The sequence below is a fragment of the Candidatus Poriferisocius sp. genome (genome assembly GCF_965204015.1).
GTDB lineage: Bacteria > Actinomycetota > Acidimicrobiia > Acidimicrobiales > Bin134 > Poriferisocius.
The window spans coordinates 2,524,756-2,551,236 of sequence record NZ_OZ241965.1; the positions used below are offsets into that span (position 1 = coordinate 2,524,756).

Sequence of the window (26,481 nt, forward strand, 5' to 3'; positions counted from 1 at the left end):
AATAGAAGAAAGAGAGAATTAACGCAGAAAGAGGAGCATGTCGATGCTTGATCCCAACCGGTGGACCCTGAAGACCAGGGAGGCGTTCAACGACGCCACCGCCATGGCTCAGTCGAAGAGCCATCCCGAGGTGACCCCCGACCACCTGTTGCTGGCTCTGATCGGCCAGACCGACGGCGTGGTGCTGCCGGTGTTGCAGCGCACTGGGGTGGCGCTGCCCGATCTGCGGGCCCAGCTGGAGGCTGCGCTCAGCCAGCTGCCGTCGGCCTACGGCACCGAGGTGCGCACGTCTCGGGACCTGGTCAAGTCGATGGAGACCGCCGACGCGGCCCGCACCGAGTTGGGCGACGAGTACCTGTCCACCGAGCACCTGCTGGTGGCCATGGCCGACCGGGTGGGGATAGGCCGCAACCGCCTGATGGAGGCGCTGGCCGAGGTGCGGGGATCGCACCGGGTGACCTCGACCACGCCCGAGGATTCCTATCAGGCGTTGGAGAAGTACGGCCGGGACCTCACCGTTTTGGCCCGTGACGGCAAGCTCGACCCGGTGATCGGCCGGGACGAGGAGATTCGCCGCACCATCCAAGTGCTGAGCCGCCGCACCAAGAACAATCCGGTGCTGATCGGCGAGCCCGGCGTGGGCAAGACCGCCATCGTGGAGGGCCTGGCCCTTCGGATCGCCGACGGAGACGTGCCCGAGGGGCTGAAGAACAAGCGCCTGGTGGCGCTGGACATGTCGGCCATGGTGGCCGGAGCCAAGTATCGGGGAGAGTTCGAGGAGCGGCTCAAGGCCGTGTTGAAGGAGATCACCGACGCGGACGGCGAGGTGATCACGTTCATGGACGAATTGCACACCATCGTGGGGGCGGGCGCGGCTGAGGGGGCTATGGATGCCGGCAACATGATCAAGCCCATGCTGGCCCGGGGCGAGCTGCGCATGATCGGCGCCACCACGCTGGACGAGTTCCGCTCCCACATCGAAAAAGACGCCGCTCTGGAGCGCCGCTTCCAGCAGGTATACGTGGGCGAGCCGTCGGTGGAGGACGCGGTGGCCATCCTGCGGGGTCTGAAGGAGCGCTACGAGGTGCACCACGGGGTCCGCATCCAAGACGCTGCCCTGGTGTCGGCCGCGGTGCTCTCGAATCGGTATGTGACCGGGCGGTTCCTGCCCGACAAAGCCATCGACCTGGTGGACGAGGCTGCGTCCATGCTCCGCATTGAAATCGACTCCATGCCCACCGAGATCGATGTGGTGGACCGTCGCATCCGCCAACTGGAGATCGAGCAGGTGGCCCTGGCCAAGGAGTCTGACGCGGCATCGGCCGAGCGCTTGGAGGCTCTGGAAGAGGAGCTGGCCAACCTGCGAGAGGAGCTGGCTGGCATGCAGGCTCACTGGCAGTCGGAGAAGGAGGCCATCGGCACCATCCGAACGCTGAAAGAAGAACACGACGCCCTGAGCACCGCACTGGAACGGGAGGACGACCTGGAGCGAGCCGCCGAGATCCGGTTCGGCAAGCTGCCCGAGCTGGAGCGCCAGATCGCCGAGGCCGACCAACGACTGGTGGAGCTTCAGGCCGACCGGCAGATGCTGAAGGAGGAAGTGGACCCCGACGACGTGGCCGCGGTGGTGTCTCGCTGGACCGGTGTACCGGTAACCCGCCTCATGGAGGGCGAGACCGACAAATTGCTGCGCCTTGAATCGGTGCTCGGTCAGCGGGTTGTCGGCCAATCCGAGCCGGTGCAACTGGTGGCCTCAGCCATCCGCCGCAGCCGGGCCGGACTGTCCGACCCCAATCGACCCATCGGATCGTTCCTGTTCATCGGCCCCACCGGCGTGGGAAAAACCGAGTTGGCCCGCACGCTGGCCGACTTCTTGTTCGACGACGAGCGGGCCATGGTCCGCATCGACATGTCGGAGTACATGGAAAAGCACAGCGTGTCCCGTCTCATCGGCGCACCCCCCGGCTATGTCGGATTCGACGAGGGCGGTCAGCTCACCGAGGCAGTTCGGCGACGGCCCTATGCGGTGGTGTTGCTGGATGAGATCGAAAAGGCCCACCCTGAGGTGTTCAACGTTCTTCTGCAACTGATGGACGACGGCCGGCTGACCGACGGGCAGGGGCGAACAGTGGACTTCACCAACGCGGTGCTGATCATGACGTCCAATTTGGCGGTGGACCCCAAGGAGTACTTCCGCCCCGAGTTCGTGAACCGTATCGACGACATCGTGACGTTCGGCGAGCTGAAGCCCGAGCACCTCGCTCAGATCGTCGACCTCCAGATCGACCGCTTGGCCGAGCGGCTGTCCGACCGCCGCATCCACCTGGTGGTAACCGACGAGGTTCGGGCCAAGCTGGCCGCCGACGGCTACGACCCGGCCTACGGCGCCCGCCCCCTCAAGCGGATGATCCAGCGGGAGCTAGTCGATCGCCTCGCCGAGGCGGTCCTCAGCGGGACCATCGCTGAGGGGACGACGGCAACGGCCACCCTCAACTCTTCCGGGGAGATCGCCATCGGCTGAATGCCGAATCGGCATCAACGGGGATTGGCGGGTTAGTAGCCCGTTCTATACGTTCTCGCGGTGACCGCTTCTGGACGATTCGCCCGGGTGTCGTTCCAAATTTGCCGGGTTGTGGCGGCGAGTCTGCTAGTGCTGGCCCTTGGCTCTTCGGCGGCAAATGCCCAGAGTGCTTCGAACGGTGGCTTTTCCATCGAAGACATTGCGGTGCGCGACAACCTGATTGCCGCTCAGGAGACGCTGCTCAATATCTATCGATGCCAATTCGGCCTCGACATCGAAGCGGTGCCCGGCGGCTGCACCGCTGGCTACCCCACCCTGGGGTTTTCCCAGCCAGCCGAGTTCAAAGGGGTTCCCACCCCCGAGGATATTGCGATTCGCGACCAGCTGATCGCAGTCCAAGAGGCGCTGCTGAACACCTACCGCTGCCGGTTCGACTTCGAAATCGACACTCACATCACCCCCGAAGGCTGTCCTGGCCAAGCCCAGTCGGAGCCTTCTCCGTCTTTGGCCCTCGACGCATTGGTACGGCCCGACGACGTCGAGGGTGATCCCCCGCCGGGGCTGATAACGCCAACCGGCGTGTCGGTTGCCGTAGTGGGGGTGAACGAAGGGAGATTTGTCGTGACAACGCCGTGCGGTTCGATATCGACGGTCAGCGCGGGATTTCCCCTCCAAGGGGTGCGAGTGGTGGTGGATCCAGGTCATGGGGGGTCATACGACGTCGGGGCAGTGGGACCCAACGGCTTGGCCGAGCGCGACCTGAACCTGACCCTCAGCTATTCGGTCTTGAACGAGCTCTCGAATCGGGGCATTCCAGCCGCCTCCACTCGCAATGGCCACTACGGCACAACGCTGTCGGTTCGAGCCGCCTTCGCCGACGCTCTGGGAGCTGAAGCCCTGGTCTCGATCCACCACAACGGACCTACCTACCGCACGGGGAGCCAACCAGGCACCGAGGTGTACGTGCAGTCGGTGTCGGCCCAACTGCCCCGTGCCGATTCCGCTCGCCTCGGCGGGCTGCTCCATCAGGAGATCACCCAGGCGTTGTCAGGCTTCGACAACGTGGCCTGGAGCCGGGTGCCTGACGCAGGGGTAATTCGGGTGCTGTCAACCCGAGGCCGCGACGCCTACGGGATGATCATCCGGCCGAACGTGCCCGCAGTCCTGGTCGAATACGGCTACCTGTCCAACCGTTCCGAGGCCGCTCTCTTTGCTACTGACGAATACATCCGGGTGGCGGCCAAAGCCACCGCCAACGCCATCGAGGCCTATCTGAACACCGACCGCTCGGGCACAGACTCAAACCAGCAGCCGAGGGTGTTCGACCCGGCACGGGCACCCAGCCGATGCAACGAGGTGGTATTGGAGTAGAGCTTGTCGGCGACGAGCTTCGTCACTCGTGGTCGGAGAACTCCAAGCCCAGTTCGGCCGTCAACGTCCGCAGTGTTGTGAAGGCCTGAGCGCTGGCCGGCCAGCCGGCGTAGTGGGCGACGTGGATCACCCACTCCATCAGCTCATCGGGGGTGAGGTCGCCCGTCTCTAGGGCTGGCTTCATGTGGAATGGCAGAATGGCGGCGTTGCCGCTCGCGATGATGCAGGTCAGCGTGGTGATCCGACGTTCCTTTTTCCCCAGACGAGGGCGGGACCACATGTCGGTGAACACCCGCTTGGTGAACTGAATGTACGGGTCATCGCTGTCGGGGGGATCGAACAGCATGATGTTGTTCCAAGCGACACGATCTGCTTCTTTGTTGTTCATCTGCGCAGCGTAGGCTGTCGCGGTGCAGATCGTCTTCATCCGCCACGGCCAGCCTGAACGAGAGTGGAATACCGACAAGGTGGCCGATCCCGGTCTCAGCGAATTGGGCAAGTGGCAGTCGGAGCGATTGGCCGATTGGCTGGAGCACGAGCCCATCGACCACATCATCTCCAGCACCAAGCGCCGGGCTGTCGAGACCGTCGAGCCACTGGCCGCCCGATTAGGCATGGAAATCGAGCTCGAGGAGGACTTCACTGAGATCGATCGCAACTCCAAGGTGTACCTCCCCACCGAGCTGCTGGCCACAGAGGGCGGCGAATACTTCGAGGCCATTCGAGCCCAGGAATACGCCGCCATCGGCTGGGACACCCCCGAGGAGTTCCACAAGCGGGTGATGGCCGCATTCGAGCGACTGTGCGAAGCCCAATCCGGCCAGCACATTGTGGTGGCCTGCCACGGCGGGGTGATCAACCGGGTGGTGTCCGAGGTGGTAGCGGCATCGGAGAGGATCTACATGCAGGTGGCCTACTCCGGCATCTGCCGGGTGTGGGTTGAAGGCGACCGCCGTGTGCTGATGAGCATGAACGAGACCGGCCACTGTTGCGCCACCCGCACCGAGGTCACCGGCTTCATGCGCGACGGGCTGATTTCCGGGCCTCAGTATTAAAAGTCGTTAATTCTGTTTGTTAGGTTGGCCTAAATGAATTAGGTCTACCTAACATTAGTGCATGCCAAAATTCAACTCTCAGGTATTCGTGCGTTTCGTGTCGGTAGTCGCGGCCCTTATGTTGCTCGCGGCTGGCTGCGGCAATGACGATGATTCGTCTTCGGTCGAGGTCTCCCGACAGGACGCGGTGGCCACCTACGCCGCCGGGGTGCATTCGGCTTATGCCTCCAGCTTGATTTCGGCTCAGGCCATGGATGCGGCCATCGACGCGTTCTTGGCCTCGCCCTCGGAAGAGTCCCTGGAAGCGGCCCGTCAGGCTTGGTTGGTGGCCCGTGTGGACTACGGCCCCACCGAGGTATTCCGCTTCTACGGCGGTCCCATCGATGACGAGGCGACCGGCACTGAGGGGCTTATCAACGCTTGGCCACTGGATGAGGCCTATATCGACTACGTGGAAGGCAATCCCGATGCTGGCATCGTGAACGATCCGTCGGGCCATCCAGAGATCACTGCCGATCTGATTGTGGCGCTCAACGAAGTCGGTGGCGAGGCAAACGTCTCCACTGGCTGGCACGCCATCGAGTTCCTGCTGTGGGGACAAGACCTCGATGAGGACGGACCTGGTGACCGGCCGGCGTCTGACTACACCACTGCTGCCAATGCTGATCGCCGGGCCCAGTACCTGCGGGTGGCCAGCGATCAGCTGGTAACCCATCTGCAAGAGCTGGTGAACGCCTGGGCACCCGGTCGCAACAACTACCGGGCTAGCTATGAAGCCTTGGACGCCGACGAGGCGCTGCGATTGGCCTTCACCGGGATCGGCGAGATGTCCCGGGGTGAGTTGGCCGGCGAGCGGATGACGGTGGCCTACGAAGCGCGGTCCCAAGAGGATGAGCACTCCTGCTTCTCCGACAACACCACCGTTGACATCGTCGGCAACGCCTTCGGCGTGGAGATGGTGCTGCTGGGCAGCTATCCCGGTGGCGTGTCCGGTCCGGGATTGTTGGACGTGATTGCTTCTGAAGATGCGGGTCTGGCGCACCAGTTGCGTTCAGAGGTGTCGACCAGCGTCAACGCTGCTCGCCTGATACCGGCGCCGTTCGACCAGCACCTGCGCGACGGGGTTTCCGATAGCGATCCCGGACGGGCCCAAGTGCTGAGGACTATTGAGGCCCTGGAGACGCAGACTGACACCATCGTGGCGGCAGCCGAAAAGCTGGGCATCACGATCAACGTCAGCTAGCAAAGGGAAATGATTCGATGGGTCGCGGCAGCCTTGATCCTGGCTGGGCTCATGGTTGTCGCGACCTGCGGATCGGACGAGTTCACTCTTGATCCGAATCTCGGAGGTGAAACCACTCGGTTTGACGCAACCCGCAACTCATTCAGCCTGCCAGCCCCGGATCTGACGACCGCTGAGCGCCGTGCCTTCGAGGTGGGCGACAGCTTCTTCACCCAAAACTGGGTCACGGCCCCGGCATCCACCGAGGCCAGGGACGGATTAGGGCCGACGTTCAACGCTCAGGCGTGCTCGTCGTGTCACGTCCTAGACGGCCGGGGTGCGCCTTCCCTCCCCTCCCATGAGGAGGCGCATCCCGGTCTGTTGATCAGGCTGTCGATCCCAGGTGCTGATGCTGTGACCGGCGCCCCGGTGCCCGATCCGCACTATGGGGGCCAGCTTCAGGATCGCTCCATACTGGGGGTACCGGCCGAGGGCACGCTGCGGGTGTCCTATGAGATCGTGGCGGGCACCTATGGCGACGGAACCACTTATGAGTTGCGGATGCCGACCTTCGAGATCACCGACTTGGCTTTTGGTCCGCTGGACTCCGAAATCCGAACCAGTCCCCGGTTGGCCCCGCAGGTGATTGGCATGGGACTGCTGGAGGCGATACCAGCCGATGAGATCATGGGCGCGGCCGATCCCAACGATGCCGACGGCGACGGCATCTCCGGACGGGCCAATATCGTCTGGGATGCCCGGCTGGGGGTACCGGCACTGGGCCGGTTCGGCTGGAAGGCCAACGTGGCCACCGTCGAACAGCAGGCTGCCGGGGCGTTCCACGGCGACATCGGCATCACCTCGTCGCTGCATCCCGCAGAGAATTGTCCGGTTGGGCAAACGGCGTGTGCGGACGCCATCAACGGCGGCTCCCCTGAAATCCCAGAGAACATCCTGGGAATGGTCACCATCTACATGCGCACATTGTCGGTGCCGGCGCTGCGTGGGGCCGACGACGACCAAGTCCGATCGGGCGCCCAACTGTTCGAGGAGTTCGGGTGCGCGTCCTGCCACACGGTGACCCATGTGACCGGCCAGACCGATATTGAGGCCTTGTCCGAGCAGACCATCCACCCCTACACCGATTTGCTGCTCCACGACATGGGAGAGGGACTGGCCGACGGCCGGGAGGACTTTGCTGCCTCAGGCCGCGAGTGGCGCACTCCTCCGTTGTGGGGTATTGGGCTGATCGATGAGATCAACGGCGAGCGGTTCCTGCTGCACGACGGCCGAGCCCGCACGCTGCAAGAGGCCATTCTCTGGCACGGAGGCGAGGCAGAAGCGTCAAAAGAGGAGTTCCGATTGGCCGATGCCGAGCAGCGGGCGGCCTTGATTGCATTTTTGGAGGCTCTGTGAAACGAGTATGGGCATTGGCAGTCGCGGCGGTGCTGTTGGCCGCGTGCGGAGGTGGGTCGCCGTCGCGTTCCAGCGTGCTGGGTGACTTGGCCGACGACTACATCGTCCCTACGTACCAGCAGTTCCACCGCGACGCGGTCGCCCTGGAGGACTCGGCGTCGGCATTGTGCGCGTCGCTGAACTCAGGCTCGTTGTCTGATGCCCGAGGCGCGCTCGCCGCAGTCCGCAATAGCTGGTCTCGCTCCCAAGCGGTGTGGGTAGGACCGGTCATGGAGCGAAGGTCGTGGGGATTGGTGCGCTGGCCGGTAGCCCACGACGAGATCGAAGAGCTCATCGTCGACGCATCCATCGAGTTGGACTATGAGCGCCTGTCCAGCCGCATCGGGGCCGACCAACGGGGACTGGGCGCGGCGGACTACCTCTTAGGGTCGGGCGAGGAGGCGTTGGACGCCTTGGGCGAATCCCGTCGCTGCCAGTATCTCGTGGGTGTCGCGGAGGTGATTGCCGAGGAGGCGGCCTTGCTTGAAGCTGACTGGGCGCAGAGTTGGGAGGGCGGCGACCGGTACCGCGACACATTTGCCGATGCCGACCACGGTGATCTCGACCGAGTGGTCAACGACACGCTGTTTTTGCTGGAGAGGATCACCGACTTGGAGCTGGGCAACGCGTTGGGGGTCATGAGCCGTGAGGCCAGCCTCGAAGCCATCGACGAAGGCCCCGCGGGAGCCGGGGTGGACGACCTCCACCAGCGCCTGATCGGGGTCCAAGCGGTGCTGATCGGGCTCGGTGACGAACGAGCGGGGTTGTCGCCGCTGCTCGGTGACGATCTGACCCAACGGCTGGTGGAGCAATTTGAAGTCGCATTTGATGCTGTAGACGCGGTGCAGCCTCCATTACGCCATGCGGTGGACGACTCTCGGCAAACGGTGATCGAGGCCCGAGACGCCATCAAGGTCATTCAGATCACGGTGGCCACCGAAGTGGTGAGTCGCCTGGGGGTGGTGATCGGATTCAGTGACGCTGACGGCGACAGCTCCGGCTGATTCAGAGGCCCAAAACCGGGTTGCACCCCACCCTGCCTGGCCAAAGTACCGTCGCTTAGCTGACGCTGCCCGTCGGCCAGTCGCCGCCGACTCCGTGGCGGTCTTTCGTATCGGCTTCGGGCTGTTGGCGGTGTACAGCTCGGTGCGGTTCCTGGCCAAGGGATGGGTCGACCGGCTCTACCTCGAGCCCGAGCACCATCTGACCTATCCCGGTTTCGGCTGGGTCCAGCCGTGGCCGTCGCCGTGGATGCACCTCCATGTCGTAGTGCTGGCCCTGCTGGGAGCGTGCATTGCCCTCGGCTATCGCCACCGATTGGCCGCTGCCCTGTTTGTGGTCGGCTTCGCTTACGCCGAGCTGATCGATGCCGCTCTGTATCTGAATCACTATTGGTTCGTCACTCTGGCCGGGCTGCTGCTGGTGCTGTTGCCGGTGCACCATCGCTGGTCGCTGGACGCCTGGCAGGGGCGGGTGCGGGCTGCCCGATTCGTGCCTGCGGGGATGGTGTGGGCGCTGCGGGCCCAGCTCGCTGTGGTCTATCTGTTCGCGGGAGTGGCCAAGCTCAACGGCGACTGGCTCCTTCGAGCCCAGCCCATGCGCCTGTGGCTGGCCGACCGCACCCACATCCCGATCGTCGGACCCCTTCTGGACGAGCCACTGCTGGCCTATGCCGCCAGCTGGGCGGGAGCGTTCTTCGACTTGACCATTGTGGGCTGGCTGCTGTGGCGCCGGTCTCGCCCCTGGGCTTATGCCGCGGTAGTCGGGTTCCACTTGATCACCGGTGTGCTGTTCCAGATCGGGGTGTTCCCCTGGATGATGATCCTGGGCACCCTGGTGTTCTTCGCTCCGGATTGGCCATCGCGCCTGCGGTGGGGTTTTTCCCGGTCCTTGAGTTCTTCCACACCAGACTTTGGGAGGGCCGTTGGGGTAGCGAGGCCAGTGGTGGTGCTCCTCATCGTGCTGGCGGTGGTGCAGTTGGTTCTGCCTTTGCGCCACTATGCCTATCCGGGCAACGTGCGGTGGACCGAGGAGGGGTACTACGGGGCGTGGCGGGTGATGGTGACCGAGAAAGCCGGCTATGCCCAGTACCGGATAACCGACCCGACCACCGGAAGCACCTGGCAGGCCCATCCCCGACTGGTGCTGACCGACTGGCAGGCTGAACAGGCCGATGTCCGCCCCGACCTCATCCATGCCACCGCCCACCTACTGGCCCAGCACTACGAGAATGAGGGGAAGCCCGATGTTGAGGTTCGGGCTGATGTGTGGGTGTCCATGAACGGCCGTCCCCCTCGCCGCATGGTGGACCCGACGGTGGACTTGGTCGCCATACCCCGGAACCTGTCCCCGTCAAAGTGGATTCTGGCCAATAGCGCTCCGCCTTGACCCAACCATCCTTTCTACCTATCGTTAGGAGCACTTAACCAACGCTGTTGATGGCATGGAGCACCCAAGGACAAGGCCATTGAATGTTCTGGACACCAAGGAGGACAGGGAGCACATGCGGGGACCGGTAATCCGCATCTCCCCCAACGAGTCCTCTACGGCCTTGACCTACGACTGCGACTGCGGTCATAAGGAGGTGGCCGTCGACGCATTGCCCGATGTCGACCGAGCCAAGGAATGGCACGGGGCGATCCGCCGAATCCACCGGGTGGACATCTGTGTTGATTCCCGCCGGGTGACCTGCACCGTTCAAGGAATGGGACACCGCCTCCCAGTGATCCGGCGGGTTCCGCTGTCGGTGGCTCTCGGTATGGGCCAGATCGGCGATCCTCTTTTTGTTTTGGTGGGAGACGGCTGATGGTCATTTGCCACTGCAAAGCCATCAACGCCGAGTTCATCAAGAACTTGTTCGCCGAGAAGTCGTTCACCGTGTCCGACATCACTGAGGAGTGCGGAGCGGGCGGCGACTGCGGGCGGTGCCTCGATGTGATCGAGTACATGCTGGAGCAGAGCCCGATGGAACGAGAAACGCCTGTCTTGGTCGGGATTTCCTGAACAACCTGCATCCAGTTGACTTTTCAATCTGGAGTAGCATCGCCAAATGCAGGGTTCCCCGGAAATCATCCAACTTCTCAATGAGATCCTCACTGCGGAGCTAACTGCCATCAACCAGTACTTCGTGCATTCCAAGCTGTGCGAGAACTGGGGGTGGAAGCGACTGGCTGACAAGTACCGCGAGGAATCCATCGACGAGATGCGCGACGCCGAGAAGCTGATGGACCGCATCCTGCTGCTGGAGGGCCTGCCCAACTTGCAGCGGCTGGGAACGGTGATGGTGGGTGAGACCGTGCCCGAGCAGTTGGAGCTGGATCTCGCCTTGGAGGTGGCCGCAGTCGACCGGTATCGCCAGGGCATCCAAATGACCTTGGATGAGGGCGATGCCGGTACCCGGGAGTTGCTGGAACACCTGTTGGAGGGCGAAGAGGAGCACCTCGACTGGATAGAGACCCAGCAACGGGTGATCGCCGACATCGGCATCGAGCGCTACCTCCAGTCCCAACTCGAGGAGTAGCCCAAGGCTGAGGGTCAGCCCCGTCTCGCAATCGTCAGAACGCCACTAGGATCCTCAGCGTGCCTCGATTGCCGAGGACGGCGAGGACGCTGCCGCTTGTGCTCCTTTTGTCGATGCTGGGAGCGCTCTTTGCCGCGTGCGGTGACGCAGACGACGCCGAACCGAGCACCGTCCCTGCTCCCGCTACTCCGGTTTCTTCGCCAACAGAGCCAGCTCCAACCGCCACTCCGCTCCCGACCCCTGAGACCGTGGTGACCGACACCGGTGATGCGGAGCCGAGCCCGGCAACGCCGGTGGCCACCGCCCCGCCTGAGCAGCCAGCCGGCGAACCGACGCCGATTGCCGATGACGTCCAAGAGGACGAAGAGGATGCTGGGGGCGAGGAGGCTGTGGTGCTGCCGCCGGTCCCGACTCCGGCGGCCAGCACGGTGCGGGAGTTGTTGGCGCTGGGGCGGCCGTTGGTGATTGGCCACGCCGGGGGCGACCGCTCTTGGCCTCACTCCACCATGTATGCCTTCTCCCAGGCGGCCCATGCCGGGGTTGACGTGCTGGAGATGGACTTGCAGATGACCGCCGACCGCGTGCTGGTGGTGCATCACGACGACACGGTGGACCGCACCACCAACGCCACCGGGCGAGTGCGGGACATGACTTATGAGGAGCTTCAAGCGCTGGACAACGCCTACTGGTGGTCGGAACAATGGCCCAGCCACGATTTGGCTCCCGAGGCCTACTCCTATCGGGGTATCCGCACCGGCGATGTTGCCCCGCCTGAGGGGTACGGCCCCGACGACTTCCGAGTGGAGACGTTCCGGGCGGTGGCGCAGGCCTTTCCCGAGCACGTCCTCGATGTGGAGATCAAGACCCCGGCGGGCGACGACGGTGAGGACGACATCGACTTCATCCTCGAGATGGCGGCGGTGCTGGCTGCGGACATCGAGGAGTTGGGGCGCACTGACTCGGTTGTGGTGGTGTCGTTCAGAGATGAAGCGCTGGTTGGATTCCGAGAGCTAGCTCCTGACGTCATTACGAGTCCGGGCCAGGACTCTCTGCCAGCGTGGGCGTTTGCCTCGGTCCCGCTGCACCCCAACGATCTCATCTTGCAGGTGCCGCCAACCTTTAGCGGCCTAGACGTGCTTACCCCCGACCTACTGGGCAAAGCCGCCGACGAAGGCTTGGCCGTATGGGTGTGGCCCAACGAGGATTGGCAAGAGGACCCCGACTACTACGCCGAGCTCATCGACTTGCCGGTACAGGGTGTGATCGCCGGTCGCCCGGCCGAAGCTGTAGAGCGCTTCCGGGCCGACGGCGACATCCCCTGATCTGTTTGGGCTGCATCAGCCCAGATCGAGCTCAGCCCAGCTCTCGGCCAAGTCGTCGAACCAGCCCTGGGCCCGGTCCATGCGCCAGCAGAACAACGACATCACCACGTTGATGGTGGTTGCGCCGGCCTCTGCCCACTCAGTGGCTGCGCCCATGCTGGCTTTGATGGAGGGGCGGCCATCGTCACCGGGCACCGCGTCTATGTCGCCCTGGACGCCGAAGCCGTCCATGCTCCGACCCGCGGCGGCAAGAGCCTCCCCTAGCTGCCCCACCCCATCGGCCACTTCTTCGAGGTTGCCGTAGGGGGGCGGGATCCAACCGTCGGCGTGCTCCACGAGACGGGCCAGGTTGTTGGAGTGGAGTGCACCGGCCACCCAGATCGGGATCCCACCGGGCTGGGACGGCTTGGGCTCGCACCAGATGTCGTCGAAGTTGACAGTGGCCGAATGGAACGAGGCCGGAGAGTCCCGCCACAGCGCTTTGCAGGCCGCGATGATGTCGGTGAGCCGCCGGCCCCGCTCGCCCCAGGGGATGCCGGCAGCTTCGTATTCCTCGCGCTGCCATCCGGTCCCCATGCCCACCTCCATACGGCCCTGAGAAAGCACGTCCATGGTGGCCAGCATTTTGGCCAGCACCGCGGCGGGCCGAAGGGGAGCGATCAGGATCTTGGTACTGAATCGGACACGCTCGGTGACCGCGGCCATGTGGGCGATGGAGGCCAGCGGTTCGAGCCAGGCAGTGTCAGGAGGAAAGGGGAAGGGGCCGTATGGATACTTGTCGGTATTGGCGCCCATGACCACATGGTCGGTGAGCATGATGCGGTCGACACCGGCGTGTTCGGCCATCTTGGCGAGGTCGGCGATCTGGTGGAAGTTGTTGTCTCTGAAGATGGGGCCGAATGACGGCAAGGTGACTGACAGGGTGGGCATGGCTCTAGTTTGGCGGGTTTGCCATCCTCTGGCGGTTTGGCGGGGCCGCTAGATCATCGATCAAGCCGGGCGTCCGGCCAACGCAGCGCGAGTCGCTCGAGTGCGCCGATGACGTTGAAGAAGAGAACTCCTGCTGCCGAGGAGAGGGCAATCCCGGCGAACATCAGGCGAGTGTCGAGGCGATAGCTGGCCTGGATGATGACGAAGCCGATCCCTCGATCAGCCCCGGTGAATTCAGCGACGATTGCGCCGATTACCGACAGCGATGATGCCACTTTCAGACCAGCGAAAACGTAGGGCAGGGAGCTTGGGATGCGCACCCGCCAAAAGATCGACCACTTGCTTGCCGAAAGGATGCTCATGAGTTCGACGGCCTGAGTGCTGATTGATCGCAGGCCCTTGGTTGTGTTGACGAGTACAGGAAAGAAGCAGATCAGCGCGGCAATCAACACCTTGGGGGTGAGCGTGAAACCGAACCAGATGGTGAGAAGCGGCGCTACAGCGACGATTGGCACCGTCTGCAACACAATCGCCCAGGGAAAGAGCACGCGCTCAAGGAACTTGGCATGGACGAATACGACCGCAGCGAACATGGCGGCCCCGCTGCCGAGGAGAAACCCCAAGACCGCCTCGATCATCGTCCAGCGGAGGTCGTCGACGGCAAGCGACAGGCCTTCGTCCCGCAACTCGCCTCCGATGTCAGATGGGCTCGGGTAGAGATATGCGGGCACATCTCGGACATTGACCCACAATTCCCAAGCGACGAGGCCAGCCACGAAGACCGCGGCTGAAGGCAAGAACCTCAGCAAAGCGTTGGCGATGCTCCTGCGCTCTCGAGTGTCGCTCATGGCTGGTTCATCGCCGACTCAACCTCGTCTTCGACCGTGAGGAGACTCCGCAACTCGCCCGTCAGTGCGGCAAATTCGGGTTCGTAGCGGATTTCCAAAGCTCGCGGTTTGGGCCACGGAACGTCGGCGATCCGAGCGATGCTTCCCGGCCTGGGACTGAGCACCACAACCCGGTCGGCCAGGAAGATCGCCTCCTGGATGCTGTGGGTGACGAAGAGCACCGTTGAACCAGCCTTGTTGCAGACATCGAGAAGTTGCAGGTTGAGGCGATCGCGGGTGAACTCGTCGAGTGCTCCGAAGGGCTCGTCCATCAGCAGGATCTTGGGGCCGTAGCTGAGCGCGCGGGCGAGAGCGACTCTCTGCTGCATGCCCCCAGAGATCTGGCCCGGGTAGTGGTTTTCGAATCCCTCCAGCCCGACATCGCGCAGCAGTTCTCGCGCGATTTCTGCGCTTCCAGGCCCCTTGTTGGGGTTCCTGCGACCGAGAACGCGGCCTGGCAATAGAACATTGCCGAGGACTCGAAGCCACGGGAACAGTGCCGGTTCTTGGAATACGAACCCGAAGTCAACGTCTCGTCTCGCTTGACTCGGAGTTTTTCCGCCGACGTCTACGCGCCCCGCTGTAGGCTCCAAGAGCCCACTCACGATTCGGAGCAGCGTCGACTTGCCGCATCCTGAGGGCCCGACGAGCGTCACGAATTCCCCAGCGGAGATGTCGAGATCGATCCCATCGAGTGCGGTCACGCCTTGGCGGCCGTCGAATTGCATCCCGACGCCGTCAATCGTGATCCCCCCGCTGTTGGTCATGGCATGTTTTCGTCTGCCTCGTAGCGGGCAATCGCCTCTAGCGCCACGGCGATCGCATTGTCCCAACCTGCCACAAGAGCGTGGTTCTCTTTCTCCAAATCGACGTCGTCGGGTTGCATGTAGTTGTAGGACACGGCGCAGACCATCGCAGCGCACAGGCCCCTTAAGTGAGCGATCGTGAAGATCGCTGAGCTCTCCATCTCCACATTGGAGATGCGGTGCTTCTGGAGTTCTTCGATGAACTTTGGCGTCTCGGCGTAGAACGCATCACTGGATGCGTTGACTCCCACATGCACGCCGAACCCGCGTTCGGCGGCGAGGTCGCGAGCGGCATCGATCAGATGTCGGGCGAGGAAGTGATCGGCCACTGCCGGGAATCTCGGGTCCACGTAGGCGGCACTAGTGCCGTCAAGGCGCATTGTCGCGGTGTTGACAATCAGATCGCCCTGGGCGATTTCAGGAACGTAGGCGGCGCTGCTGCCGACGCGAATGAAGTGGGTTGCACCGACGTTGGCCAGCTCTTCAACCGCAATGGCCGCGGATGGGCACCCGATGCCGGTTGACGTGCCGCTTACGTTGATGCCCCTGAAGTTCCCGGTCACAGTTCGGTACTCGCGATGGAAGGCGATCTCGCGGGGGTCTTCCAGATGCTCGGCGATCATGAGCACACGGGCTGGATCGCCGGGCAAAAGCACGTATTTCCCGACATCGCCTGGACTCACATGCAGGTGATACTGCCGCGCGTGGAGCGTCCTTGCGTTCTTGTCCAGTATCGCCACTAAGGCTCCTCTCGTCGGGGCCGGGAGAATTGCGTGGTCGGTGCCGACGCCTGCACCGACCACGCTATTCCCTGGAGGGGAGAATCAGAAGCAGTAGTCGTCGTAGACGGCCTCAAGATCGATGTCAGCCTCGAATCCGCCGTACTGGCGAATGACGCCCTCGACGGTCTGCCACCGCTCGGCCGTCATTGTCCCAATCCCATCGGCAAGAGCGGCCTCAGACAGGACGCTTCGTTGAACCGCCTCGAGGGAGGCCGACTCCTTATCGGCCGTGAGGTTGTCTGGATCGACGGCGATGACGATGTCGACGGCTTCTTGTGGATTGTCGAACGCATACTGCCAGCCCTTTGCTATAGCGCGGACCATCCCGCACACCACCTCCGGGTTGTCTTGCCGGAAATTGGTTGTGGTGAACAGTGCGTTGGCTGACGCCTGAACTCCGTAGTCGAAGGGTATGAAGACGTCCACGGGGAAGCCTTGCTGCACTGCCAGGATCGGTTCGTTGGTGGAGAACACCGTCAGCAGGTCGATGTCACCCTCAAACAACGGTGTGAGATCGAAGCCGACTGCGACCTGGTTGAGTGAGTCGGGATCGATTCCATTCTGAGTGAGCATCGCTTGGGTGAGCTGCCACGGCCCGCCTTCCTGGAAGCCAATCGTGGCACCCACGAGGTCTGACAGTGACTCAAAGCCTGAAGACTCGAGCGCCATGATGGCACCGGGGTGGGCGTGGAGGTATGTGGCCACCGTCACCAGGGGAATCTCCTCCCCAGCCGCGAATAGCAGAGAATTCGTGTCGTGCAAGCCGAAGTCGTCGGTGCCTGCAGCCACAAGCGTGATGCTGTTCACATCGAATCCACCGGGATTGACGGTGACGTTTAGCCCCTCCTCTTCGAAGAAGCCCTTTGCCGCCGCGACATACGTTCCAGCGAACTGAGCGCTGGGGAACCATGGCAGCCGAATCGAGACGTCTCGCAATTCTTGCGGGGTTGGCTCTGGCTCAGGCTCTGAGGTGGGTTCGGGTTCGGGTTCAGGCTCGGGGGATGGCTCAGCGTCGCTGGGGGCTTCGGTGGCTTCCGGCTCGCTTTGAGCTGGGGCATCGTCGTCGTTCCCGCAGGCCGAGGTCACCAAGGCCAACACAGCCAGAATTGCCAGCCATTTGATGAGGACATTTCTCAGGTTCATTGGATTTCCTTTCAGCCCGGCGAAGTCGTTCACTTCACTCGGCACGGTTATCGGCTGCCACAAGACCGCCGAATTGTGAGGGAGGTCTGAATCGGTCCGATCTCTTTGCGTTCACCGTCATCGATGGCATCTCGGAGGGTGGCGACGGCCAGCTCTCCTAGTTCGCGTGCCGGGAGACGAGATGACGAAAGTGGCGGACCTGCCAATGAAGAGAACGGCAACTCGCCGTAACCCATGATGGCCACGTCGTCGGGAACCCGAAGCTGTATGTCCCGCAGATGTCGAAGGGCACCCAAGGCAAGAATGTCTCCAGCGCAAAAGATTGCGTCCGGCGGCTCGTTGAGCAGCATCAGGTCGGCGGCTGCTTTCGCACCGGCATCCAGCGACATGTCGCTCGCGGCTATGACGAGATCGGAATCGAGTTTGAGTCCCGCTTCATCAAGCGCTCTTGCGTATCCGTCTCGAAGCTCGATGCCCGAACTCCATCCGGTCGGGGTTGAGATGAAGGCGACGCGTTGGTGACCGTGGCGGAGAAGGTGCTTGGTTGCCTCCAGCGAGCCCGCGACGCGATCCACGGCAATCCGTGAACCAAAGTCAAGAGGGGCGCTATCGACGAACACCAGCGGCAGGAGTTCAGCCGCCGCCGCCAGCACTGCCGTGGTCTCGGTGTCATCCGGCGTCTCGTAGTGCAGGGCGATCACACCGTCCACGCCGCGGCTCACCATCTGGTCGAGGTATCGGGCCACTGTCCCTGTTTCGTACTGCCGCGTTTGACAGATGACGGGAAGCCAGCCTTCGACTTCTGCTGACTGCGCTATTGCCTGAAGGAATTCGGCGTAGTAGTCGGAGAAGTGGGGCACCATGACGCCGATCATGAATGTGGGGGCACTGGCCCGGCCCGAACGGGCGGTATTGGCGTCATAACCCAGCACGACAGCCCGACTACCCCGCTGCATGGTGATGACGTCGTCGGCCGCGAGCTGGGCGTAGGCCGCGCGAACCGTGTGGACATTGACCTCAAGGTGCTCGGCTACCTCTTTTGTCGCCGGAAGCCGGTCGCCCGCTTCTAGGACTCCGGAGGCGATCCTCGAGGTGAGTTGCTCAGCGATCTGGGTCGCAATCGGTGTCCGTCCTGCTCGATCGATGCCAAGCCGCAGGGCGAGCAGGTCGTTGGCCTCAGCTCCGCTCATGGGTCAAGAATCTATAAGTCATCTAGTTATCTAGTCAACTAGAGAACTTAGTCAACGGGCTGAAGCAAACCATTTATGCATATAGGCCGTCGCCCTGCCTATCGGTCGCCCGCCGGTGTGGGTTTAGAGTCTTGCTGTGCTAAGCGGTGGAACCTTCTGGGGGATGGTGGAGCGGCGGGCGGAGTTGACGCCGGATGCTCGCATGATCATTGACGACCGGGATCAGGAGCTCACTTTTGCGGGGTATCGGGATGCGGCGTTGCGGGCCGCCGCTGGGTTGGTTGAGTTGGGGGTGGGGCCGGGGGTGTCGGTTTCTTGGCAGCTGCCCACTTGGCCGTCGACTTTGGTGTTGCAGGCGGCGTTAGCCCGGCTGGGAGCGGTGCAGAACCCGATCATTCCGGTTTATCGGGAGCGGGAGGTGGGGTTCTGCATACGCCAGACCGGAGCCCGGCTGGTTTTGGTGCCGTCGGTGTGGCGGGGGTTCGATTATCAGGCCATGGCGGAAGGGATCGCTGCCGAAGTCGACGGGCTGGACGTGGTGGTGTGCGACGGTGAGCTGCCTGAGGGGGATGTGTCGGTGCTGGACGAAATTCCTGCTCCCCAGGATCCCGAGGAGATCCGGTGGGTGTACTACACGTCGGGGACCACATCGAACCCCAAGGGCGCCCGCCACTGCGACACTTCGGTCATGGCGTCGGGCATTGCCATGGTGGAGCGCCAGCATGTGACCGCAGAGGATCAGTTCGGGCTTGCCTTCCCGTTTGCCCATATCGGCGGGGTGTCCAACCTGTCGGTGTCGCTGAGCTCGGGCTGCACGCTGGTGATCGCCGAGGCGTTCGATCCGACCGAGACCACTGCGCTGTTCGCTCGCCACGGTGTCACCCTGGTGGGAGGCGGCCCGGCATTTTTTATGGCGTTTCTGGCCGAGCAGCGCAAGCAGCCCGGCGAGCCGATCCTGCCTCGACTCCGGCTCTGCTCCGGGGGCGGCGCGCCCATGCCTGCGTCCCAGCACTACGAGGTGATGGCTGAAATGGGTGGGCGAGGGTGCGGCCACGCCTGGGGGATGACGGAGGCGCCGATCATTGCGCAGAACACTCCCGACGATCCCGACGAGAAACTGGCCGAGACTGAGGGCCAGCCGCTGGCCGGGGCGGAGATCAAGGTGGTGGGCTTTGATGGCGAGCCGGCCGATGTGGGAGTGGAGGGAGAGCTGTGGATCCGGGGACCGATGGTGTGCCGGGGCTACATGGACGATGCGCTGACTGCCTCTGCATTCGACGGCGATTGGTTCCATACCGGGGACGTGGGTTTTCTGGACGCTGGGGGGTACGTGACGCTCACCGGCCGGGTGAAGGACATCATCATCCGCAAAGGAGAGAACATCTCGGCCACCGAGATAGAAGACTTGCTGTTTGCCCACCCCAAAGTGCTCGACGCCGGGGTGATCGGGCTGCCGGATGAGGAGCGGGGGGAGCGGGTGTGCGCGGTGGTGGAGCTGGCTTCCGGCGCCGACGGGCTTACTCTGGCCGAGATCGGCGACTACTTCCGGTCGTCGGGGATCATGCCCCAGAAGATTCCCGAGCAGCTGGAAATCGTCGACTCGCTACCGCGTAACGCCACCGGCAAAGTGTTGAAGCACGAGCTCCGGGCCCAATTCAGCGACTAGAGCAGCTGGCCCACCCCGTGGATGGCTAAGCCGGCGAGGGCGCCGATGAGGGTGCCGTTGATGCGGATGAACTGGAGGTCGCGGCCCACTCGCCGCTCGATGCGGTCGCTGGTGTCGTCGGCATCCCAGCGGGCCACGGTGCTGCCGATCACGTTGGCCACCTCGGCTTGGGCATGGCGGGCCAGCAGGCCCACTGCGGAAATCAGCCATCGGTCCACCCGGTTTTGGAGGGTGGAGTCGCTTTGCAATGACTCACCGGCCCGGGCCAGAACTGCCTCTACCCGGGTTGCCAACCGCTGGTTGGTCTGGAGGCGCTGCGCGTAGCTTCTCAGCCCGGCGTCGATGCGCAGGCGCAGCTCGTGGTTGGGATCGTCGGCCATGTCGGCCAGCACTCCCCGCACCCCCCGGTGAAGGCGGGTGAAGATGTGGTGGTCGAGCACTTTGGGGGTGTAGACGGGGGCTTCTTCCACGATGCGGTCTCTGAGCACCTCGTAGTTGTCCACCAAGAAGCGGTCGGCCCGCTCCACGGCGGCATCCACCATCGAGCGGTGGTGCCCGCCGTCCACCATCGACTCCAGCAGCCGGCCCAGGGCGGGTCCTGAAACCAGCCCGGCATCCCCCTCAGCAGCCAGCCATCGCCCTAGGGCCTCGGCGGGGGCCCGGTCGGCCACCCAGTGAGCCAGGTCGTCGGGGTCGAAGAAGTTGTCCTGCACGAACTCGCCCAGGCTGGCGCCGATGGCATCTTTGCGTCGGGGGATGATGGCGGTGTGGGGGATGGGAATCCCCAGTGGGTGTTTGAACAGGGCGGTCACCGCAAACCAGTCGGCCAAACCGCCGATCATGGCTGCCTCGGCGGCCGCCTCCACGTAGCCGGCCCAGCCGTCGCCCTCGGTGAGCAGGTGCATCACCACGAACAAGGCGGCCGCGGCCAGCAGCAAGCCGGTGGCTCGCCGCTTGGCCCGGCGCAACGAGGCCGGGTCGCTCAGGCGACCGTTTGGGGCATCCATGACCCGCGGATCTGCTCGGCCCACGGGTAGCGCAGCGGCTCGATGAGCTGGAACGGCCCGTCCAGTCCGACGTCGGTGGTGGCGGGCCGGGAGGGGGTGGCGGCCCGCAGAGCGGGGACCACCTCGGCGGGGTCGCCTTCAATCATGTGCAGGTCGATGGCGGTGTCGGGAGCAAACCGGGAGGTGAACGACACCACAGCATGCACGCCCTCTACCGCCACCGCCGCGGGGGCGTAGATGGCATGGTGCCAATGCTGATCGCCCAGACCCCGGCGCAGCACTACGTGGATTTCAGTGTGGGAGATGTGGGGGATGTCGCCGGGATCGGCCTTCAGCGCCGGGTCGGCCACCGCCCAGTCGAGGACCAGGGCATCGCCTAGCCGCACGATCTTCTTCTCGTCGGGAAACATCCGGTCGGCGGCCACCAGAACCTCTCGGTAGTCGGTCATGGTGGCCATCACCCCATCGACATCGCCGCACAGCCAGTAGATGGTGAGAAAGGCGCTGCGCCCGCCCGAGAATGCCTCATCGCAGCCCTCTGGCCGCAGCTCTTGGTGGCTGGGAGGGGCCACGTAGCGGCGGCCGTGCATCACATCGGTCAGGGCGATGTTGGGGGGCAGGTGCTCCAAGTCGTACCAGCGGTTCCAGCCCTCGATGGCGTCGGCGTCGCAATCGAGTCCGGCGAAGATGATTCCGGTTGTCTTCATCGTTTCATGCTATGACGCTGGGGTGGAGTTCGTTTCACTGGGTGGCGGGTCGTTTCTCATGGGCACCGAGGAGGTGTGGTTCGAGGGCGATGGAGAGGGTCCGGTGCGAGAGGTGGTGTTGAAGCCGTACCAGATCGCGGCCACCGCGGTGACCAACGACGAATTCGCCGCCTTCGTGGAGGCCACCGGCCACAAGACCGTCGCCGAGCAGGAGGGGTGGTCGTTCGTGTTCGGCGGGCTGCTACCCGACGACTTTCAGCCCACCCGAGGCGTGGTGGGTGCCGAGTGGTGGCGGCAGGTGGAGGGAGCGTGCTGGTCACAGCCGGAGGGACCCCAGTCGACGGTCGAAGATCGCGGCAACCACCCGGTGGTGCATGTTTCGTGGTTCGACGCCGCGGCCTGCGCCGCCTGGTATGGAGCCCGATTGCCGAGCGAGGCCGAGTGGGAGCACGCGGCCCGGGGCGGACTGGTGCAGGCCCGGTTGCCGTGGGGCGACGAGATGAGCCCCGACGGACAGCCCCGGCTGAACATCTGGGAGGGTGACTTTCCCAGCCACAACACCGCTGAGGACGGCTATGTGGGCACCGCGCCGGTGGACGAATACGAGCCCAATGGGTTCGGCTTATACAACTGCTCGGGCAACGTGTGGGAGTGGTGCGCCGATTGGTTCGAAAACCGATTCCCGCCTGAGCGGCCTTTGGTCGATCCGGTAGGACCACCCCAGGGGAGGGTCAGAGCTATCCGGGGTGGTTCGTATCTGTGCCACGACTCCTACTGCAACCGCTATCGGGTGGCCGCCCGCCATGCCAACGAGCCCTCGTCCACTACCGGGAATATGGGTTTCCGGCTAGCCGCCGATGCCAACGCCGAGGTCGGTCCGGGAGCCGGCTCCAAAGTGCGCTGATCGCAGGGCGGTCGGTAACGTCACCGCCATGAAGTTGGACTTGCTGTACGAAGTGGATGCGCCCAAGCCGTGGGGAAAGCCCCATCCCTGGGGCCAGCGGGAGCGGGAGCAGAAGGCCTACAAGGACGCCGTCGAGCAGATCAAGCTGGCCGACACCTTCGGTTTCAACACCATCTGGGCCGTGGAGCACCACTTCCGGGAGGGACGCTCGCACTGCCCCGCTTCCGAGGTGCTGCTCGGCGCCCTGTCGATGGTGACCGAGAACATCAAGATGGGCTTCGGAGTGACCCTGACCCCGTTCGGGTTCATCCCGCCGCAGCGCATCGCCGAGAAGGTGGCCACTGTAGACATCTTGTCCAACGGCCGGGCGGTGTGGGGCACCGGCCGATCCACCCCCATGGAGCAGATCGCCTTCGGCGTCGACCGGGAGCGCTCCCGGGACGACTGGAAGGAAGCCATCGAGATCGTGTGCGGCATGTGGCGGGAGGAGTACTTCGAGTACGACTCGCCCCAGTTCAAGTTCCCCAAGCGCATGGTCACCCCCAAGCCGATGCAGTACCCCCATCCCCCGGCATGGATGGCGTGCGCCTCGGAGAACTCCGCCGCGGTGGCCGGCAAGGCGGGCATGGGCATGCTGTCGTTCTCCATCATGCAGCCGTTGGAGGCCATGGCCCGCCACATCCGCAACTATCGGGCCGCGGCCGAGAACCCCGAGCCCATCACCGACGTGACCACCAACGCCACCGCGGCCTACACCCTGGTGCACTGCGCCGACACGCCCCAGCAGGTGCTGGACAACGAGGTGTGGAAGTCGGTGGAGTGGTGGTACTCCAACCTGGCTCAGTTCACCCTCGATTGGGAGCTGCCCGAGCTGTCACAGGAAGAGCGGGATGCCACCTTCCCGCTGCTCAAGCCGCTCATGGAGGAGGGGATCGACGATCTCATCCACCACTTCGACGAGGCCGACATGATCGTGGTGGGCGATGTGGACACCTGCTACGAGAAGATGAAGCACTACGCCGACATCGGCGTTGACCAGCTCATTTGCTACGTGCAGTTCGGCTACCACTCCCACGAGTCGATCATGCGCACAATCGAGCTCCTGGGCAAAGAGATCATCCCCGAACTCGAGAACTACACCCCGACGCCCAAGGAGTCCTGATTCTTTTGGCACGCCAGTAGCCCACAGTTGATCGCGGAACAATTCAACAAATGAAGGACGACTCTTTCCACCTGCACTAGGTTCCGATATTCTTTGTCTTCAAATGGAAACTCGGGCCAACTCAGACAAGAGTATGAGTTTATAGATGACTAGCTCTTATGGTCGAAGAAATGAACTATAGGTGCAGCTGTGACACTATGCCCATGGGACTGCTTCAACCTTATTGGATACCCGACTAAAATAGGTTCCTGCATAGTTAAATTCCTTCAGCAGTAATAGCTCCAGATACCAAATGGCGGCTAGGTGAGCTTGGTCCATCAGATAAAAAGTCAACTTTGACCCGGTATCAGGGTGTACGATTTTGTTCCTGACCCAGGCGACGACCTCTGGAAGTTGTCCGAGGTTACGTGAATTTCTAATCTCAAGACCTTTATAACTGAGAACCGTGAGAGGACTGGGAATATCTGGTTCAATGCTTGCGGAGCTCAAGAGATCTCGTATTTTAGTACTCGCTTGTGATTTTCGTAGATCACTTGCTTTGATTGATTGTGCTATGAGTCCAAACTTTATCCAATACATTGTCTCTAGAGTAGAAAATGCTGCTACGAGACCACTGTCGATATATTTGCCGTTAGCAGATGCATATCTGCCAATGAGCTGGGGCAGTGTTGCCCTCCATATTGGGTCATTCCATTTGTCCTTGAAATGGTCGTACAACGAATTCAGTAGTTGTCGTCCCTCGACATCATACTGACTGAACCATGATTGGCGATATGCAGCTGAGTCAATAGGACCGCAACTTTTTGTATACTTTACTTGTTCTCCTGCCGAAGTAATGCCTGTAGGTAACACTATTCCGATATGAGAAGAAGACATGAACGATAGAAACCAGTACAATGATTCTATAATCTCTAGCGCTTCACTAGAAGTGAATGTACCAGTATGGTTTTTTCTAATTCTGCAGACATGGGACAATGCGTACGAATCTCTCATTCGTGTTTCGCCCCAAATATCATAATAGTTCGCTCTTGAATCTATATCAATTTGCCACTCGTCGTCGGAGTCCAAATGTATTCGATTAGCAGTCGTATGATGAGTTTTGTTTTCGGTGTCTATTCGGCTTGTCACAGTGTTTCCGATATCAAAGGGAAAGTTAATCAAATAAAATTGCATTTCAACAATCGGTTTTTCGGTACCGATGATGGTATCTTGATCTAACAATGCTGTAAATTCCAATTTCGTATGATTGGAGTCTGCAGACGACTCGATGTGTTTATCGACCACTCTCATAGGAATAGATGCTGCATGTCCTTCAATATTCATTTGTAGACTGCCATTCAAATGGTAAATATTGAGGAGTGAACCGTCACCGAGAGTTGTAAAATGAACGTTGTATCTTGGCATTGATTGAACAGTGCAGACTATCTTTCCATTTCCTTCACATTTTAGACTTGTGAGTCCATCATCTGTCGCAGTTGACATGGTGCTACTAGGAACCGTTACTGTCATAGGACCGTCATAAAGCAAGACAGATTCACCAATTTCAGTGAATGAGTAGATGGGTTGGATTGCTGGAGGGTGGTCTGTCAGCTCCGGTATCTCTGGCATGTAGAAATAGTAATTCGTAGATGCGACACAACCACAAGGTTCATGAGGGTGTCGTTGTGGGGAGTAGAGTCCGAGGACGGGAATGGTGGTAACGGCACCTGTGCAGGAGTGAGCATGTTGGATCTTGAGCGGCTTGTGAAGGGTGCTCAGGTGCGGTTGCCTGGAGATGACGATGTCGTGACGCTGGTGCAGGTCACGCAGGGGCCATTTTGGGAGATCGTCTACCGGGACGCCGGTGGCGGCTTGGATGAGATAACGCTGCCTGAGGCGGAGTTGGCGAGGATCAGTTTGGTTTCGTCTGCGGGGCCTGTCCGTTTCGGTGGGGATGCGCGTCGGTTCCGGCTGGGAGTGGAGGCGCTGCGTATTCGGAACATGTTCCGCCACGACATGGCTGGGCTGGCGGTGTCGAACATTTCACCGTTGCCCTACTAGCTCAACGTGGTGTACGGATCGCTGCTCCCAGAGCCAATATTTCGGTTCTTGCTGGCGGATGATCGTGGGCAGGAAAGACGATCATGGCTGGGCTGTACATCAAGGAGTTATTGCTGCACTACGCCGCCGACTGCGTATTTGATCGTTATCGTGACCAATCTGCGCCCGCAGTGGCGGCGCGAGCTGGCCCAGCGGTTCGACAAAGAGCACTGGTACTGACGGTTCTTTACTCGCAGCAGGTCTCCTTCATTGAGCACAAACGGACTAGGGCTCGGCTCCAGCTCATTAGCACTGATCTCCGCCCAACCCTCATGGCCGTTGGCTTGTTGTTCGCAATTGAGGCAAGTCTCCAATGTCCTGGGCTTCAGTCAATTGAGTGGGGCAGTATCTTCGTCTGACTGGCTCCTGCCCTATCAGTTACCGTCACGAGTGTGGGCACGCCATGGCGCAAGGTTGCAGGGTGGACACTCGGTCCCCCGTTGCTGGTGGCTTGCCTTGGCGTCACCCTGTGGGCCGCGCTGCAGGCCGCCCTGTTTCTCCCGCTGGTTTTCGGCACGCCGCCCGGAACTGATGAGAAGGTCTGGGTCACATCAAGCTATTGCCGCAAGTACTGGGCTGATGACTTCTCGTGCGCCGAATGGGGCCGCTATCGGACTCAAGTGGAAGTCGGCACCCGTGGTTTCTGTGAAGACCCTTGGGCGGGTGGCTGGGTTTGGGACCTGGTGGCCTGGCACGTAGAGTTGCCGTGGTCGTTCCTCCACGAAACCACCCTCAAATGCTGACTGCAGATT

Annotated in this window: 26 protein-coding genes; 16 read left to right on the forward strand and 10 right to left on the reverse strand. The window is 62.2% G+C overall.

The genetic code is table 11. The features are described 5' to 3' along the window. The first annotated feature begins 37 nt into the window (after positions 1 to 37). Both clpB and ACOGJC_RS11375 read left to right on the forward strand, forming a co-directional pair. On the forward strand, positions 38 to 2,521 hold the full coding sequence (gene clpB / locus ACOGJC_RS11370) for an ATP-dependent chaperone ClpB (RefSeq protein ID WP_419845107.1): 2,484 nt from the start codon (positions 38 to 40) through the stop codon (positions 2,519 to 2,521). 60 nt (positions 2,522 to 2,581) lie between these two features. Then, positions 2,582 to 3,892, forward strand: coding sequence for an N-acetylmuramoyl-L-alanine amidase family protein (locus ACOGJC_RS11375; protein ID WP_419845108.1), 1,311 nt, complete (start codon positions 2,582 to 2,584; stop codon positions 3,890 to 3,892). Positions 3,893 to 3,914: 22 nt separating this feature from the next. On the opposite strand, the gene ACOGJC_RS11380 is transcribed toward ACOGJC_RS11375, so the two are convergent. Continuing rightward, positions 3,915 to 4,280, reverse strand: coding sequence for a carboxymuconolactone decarboxylase family protein (locus ACOGJC_RS11380; RefSeq protein WP_419845109.1), 366 nt, complete (start codon positions 4,278 to 4,280; stop codon positions 3,915 to 3,917). Positions 4,281 to 4,302: 22 nt separating this feature from the next. Between ACOGJC_RS11380 and ACOGJC_RS11385 the strand changes: the two genes are divergently transcribed. The 9 genes from ACOGJC_RS11385 (at position 4,303) to ACOGJC_RS11425 (ending at position 12,466) form a co-directional block, all read left to right on the forward strand. Further along, a complete protein-coding gene (locus ACOGJC_RS11385) occupies positions 4,303 to 4,947 on the forward strand; it encodes a histidine phosphatase family protein (protein WP_419845110.1) in 645 nt (214 codons plus the stop codon). 61 nt (positions 4,948 to 5,008) lie between these two features. Continuing rightward, a complete protein-coding gene (locus tag ACOGJC_RS11390; protein WP_419845111.1) occupies positions 5,009 to 6,190 on the forward strand; it encodes an imelysin family protein in 1,182 nt (393 codons plus the stop codon). Positions 6,191 to 6,241: 51 nt separating this feature from the next. Beyond that, positions 6,242 to 7,585 (forward strand): di-heme oxidoredictase family protein, encoded by a 1,344-nt coding sequence (locus ACOGJC_RS11395; protein WP_419845112.1) that lies wholly within the window; start codon positions 6,242 to 6,244, stop codon positions 7,583 to 7,585. A 14-nt stretch (positions 7,586 to 7,599) separates the two neighbouring features. After that, complete coding sequence (locus tag ACOGJC_RS11400; protein ID WP_419845113.1) at positions 7,600 to 8,628, forward strand: imelysin family protein; 1,029 nt, start codon at positions 7,600 to 7,602, stop codon at positions 8,626 to 8,628. After that, positions 8,600 to 10,012: an HTTM domain-containing protein gene (locus ACOGJC_RS11405; RefSeq protein WP_419845114.1), complete on the forward strand. Its 1,413-nt coding sequence runs from the start codon at positions 8,600 to 8,602 to the stop codon at positions 10,010 to 10,012. The genes ACOGJC_RS11400 and ACOGJC_RS11405 overlap by 29 nt, the downstream gene beginning before the upstream one ends. Positions 10,013 to 10,127: 115 nt before the next feature. Then, a complete protein-coding gene (locus ACOGJC_RS11410; protein WP_419845115.1) occupies positions 10,128 to 10,430 on the forward strand; it encodes a hypothetical protein in 303 nt (100 codons plus the stop codon). Beyond that, the gene (locus ACOGJC_RS11415) at positions 10,430 to 10,627 is read left to right on the forward strand and encodes a (2Fe-2S)-binding protein (protein ID WP_419845116.1); all 198 of its coding nucleotides are present in this window, start codon (positions 10,430 to 10,432) and stop codon (positions 10,625 to 10,627) included. Before ACOGJC_RS11410 ends, ACOGJC_RS11415 begins: the two co-directional genes overlap by 1 nt. Before the next feature lie 46 nt (positions 10,628 to 10,673). Beyond that, positions 10,674 to 11,144, forward strand: a complete 471-nt coding sequence (gene bfr, locus ACOGJC_RS11420) for a bacterioferritin (RefSeq protein ID WP_419845117.1) — start codon at positions 10,674 to 10,676, stop codon at positions 11,142 to 11,144. Between the two features lie 59 nt (positions 11,145 to 11,203). Then, the gene (locus ACOGJC_RS11425) at positions 11,204 to 12,466 is read left to right on the forward strand and encodes a glycerophosphodiester phosphodiesterase family protein (protein ID WP_419845118.1); all 1,263 of its coding nucleotides are present in this window, start codon (positions 11,204 to 11,206) and stop codon (positions 12,464 to 12,466) included. A 15-nt stretch (positions 12,467 to 12,481) separates the two neighbouring features. Here ACOGJC_RS11425 and ACOGJC_RS11430 read toward each other — a convergent pair whose 3' ends face one another. From ACOGJC_RS11430 to ACOGJC_RS11455, 6 genes are all read right to left on the reverse strand, one after another. Continuing rightward, the gene (locus ACOGJC_RS11430; protein WP_419845119.1) at positions 12,482 to 13,396 is read right to left on the reverse strand and encodes a TIGR03619 family F420-dependent LLM class oxidoreductase; all 915 of its coding nucleotides are present in this window, start codon (positions 13,394 to 13,396) and stop codon (positions 12,482 to 12,484) included. A gap of 53 nt (positions 13,397 to 13,449) precedes the next feature. Beyond that, complete coding sequence (locus ACOGJC_RS11435; protein ID WP_419845120.1) at positions 13,450 to 14,244, reverse strand: ABC transporter permease; 795 nt, start codon at positions 14,242 to 14,244, stop codon at positions 13,450 to 13,452. Next, entirely contained in the window at positions 14,241 to 15,050 is an 810-nt protein-coding gene (locus ACOGJC_RS11440) for an ABC transporter ATP-binding protein (RefSeq protein WP_419845121.1), read from the reverse strand. Before ACOGJC_RS11440 ends, ACOGJC_RS11435 begins: the two co-directional genes overlap by 4 nt. Then, entirely contained in the window at positions 15,047 to 15,829 is a 783-nt protein-coding gene (locus ACOGJC_RS11445; RefSeq protein ID WP_419845122.1) for a nucleoside phosphorylase, read from the reverse strand. The genes ACOGJC_RS11440 and ACOGJC_RS11445 overlap by 4 nt, the downstream gene beginning before the upstream one ends. Before the next feature lie 84 nt (positions 15,830 to 15,913). Further along, positions 15,914 to 17,014, reverse strand: a complete 1,101-nt coding sequence (locus tag ACOGJC_RS11450) for an ABC transporter substrate-binding protein (protein ID WP_419845123.1) — start codon at positions 17,012 to 17,014, stop codon at positions 15,914 to 15,916. 47 nt (positions 17,015 to 17,061) lie between these two features. Then, positions 17,062 to 18,204, reverse strand: a complete 1,143-nt coding sequence (locus ACOGJC_RS11455) for a substrate-binding domain-containing protein (protein WP_419845124.1) — start codon at positions 18,202 to 18,204, stop codon at positions 17,062 to 17,064. Positions 18,205 to 18,340: 136 nt separating this feature from the next. Between ACOGJC_RS11455 and ACOGJC_RS11460 the strand changes: the two genes are divergently transcribed. After that, positions 18,341 to 19,870 carry a class I adenylate-forming enzyme family protein gene (locus ACOGJC_RS11460; RefSeq protein WP_419845125.1) on the forward strand — a complete coding sequence of 510 codons (1,530 nt, stop codon included), beginning with the start codon at positions 18,341 to 18,343 and terminating at the stop codon, positions 19,868 to 19,870. On the opposite strand, the gene ACOGJC_RS11465 is transcribed toward ACOGJC_RS11460, so the two are convergent. Further along, on the reverse strand, positions 19,867 to 20,877 hold the full coding sequence (locus ACOGJC_RS11465; protein WP_419845126.1) for a DUF445 domain-containing protein: 1,011 nt from the start codon (positions 20,875 to 20,877) through the stop codon (positions 19,867 to 19,869). The genes ACOGJC_RS11460 and ACOGJC_RS11465 overlap by 4 nt on opposite strands. Then, positions 20,853 to 21,584, reverse strand: a complete 732-nt coding sequence (locus tag ACOGJC_RS11470; RefSeq protein WP_419845127.1) for a hypothetical protein — start codon at positions 21,582 to 21,584, stop codon at positions 20,853 to 20,855. Before ACOGJC_RS11470 ends, ACOGJC_RS11465 begins: the two co-directional genes overlap by 25 nt. Between ACOGJC_RS11470 and ACOGJC_RS11475 the strand changes: the two genes are divergently transcribed. Then, on the forward strand, positions 21,565 to 22,488 hold the full coding sequence (locus tag ACOGJC_RS11475; protein WP_419845128.1) for a formylglycine-generating enzyme family protein: 924 nt from the start codon (positions 21,565 to 21,567) through the stop codon (positions 22,486 to 22,488). The two genes, ACOGJC_RS11470 and ACOGJC_RS11475, sit on opposite strands and share 20 nt — an antisense overlap. A 28-nt stretch (positions 22,489 to 22,516) precedes the next feature. Then, complete coding sequence (locus tag ACOGJC_RS11480) at positions 22,517 to 23,650, forward strand: LLM class flavin-dependent oxidoreductase (RefSeq protein ID WP_419845129.1); 1,134 nt, start codon at positions 22,517 to 22,519, stop codon at positions 23,648 to 23,650. Between the two features lie 195 nt (positions 23,651 to 23,845). On the opposite strand, the gene ACOGJC_RS11485 is transcribed toward ACOGJC_RS11480, so the two are convergent. Next, positions 23,846 to 25,258, reverse strand: coding sequence for a hypothetical protein (locus ACOGJC_RS11485; RefSeq protein ID WP_419845130.1), 1,413 nt, complete (start codon positions 25,256 to 25,258; stop codon positions 23,846 to 23,848). A gap of 114 nt (positions 25,259 to 25,372) precedes the next feature. Between ACOGJC_RS11485 and ACOGJC_RS11490 the strand changes: the two genes are divergently transcribed. Together ACOGJC_RS11490 and ACOGJC_RS11495 are read left to right on the forward strand one after the other, a co-directional pair. Next, on the forward strand, positions 25,373 to 25,690 hold the full coding sequence (locus tag ACOGJC_RS11490; protein ID WP_419845131.1) for a hypothetical protein: 318 nt from the start codon (positions 25,373 to 25,375) through the stop codon (positions 25,688 to 25,690). Positions 25,691 to 26,121: 431 nt separating this feature from the next. After that, complete coding sequence (locus tag ACOGJC_RS11495; protein ID WP_419845132.1) at positions 26,122 to 26,472, forward strand: hypothetical protein; 351 nt, start codon at positions 26,122 to 26,124, stop codon at positions 26,470 to 26,472. Positions 26,473 to 26,481 lie beyond the last annotated feature (9 nt).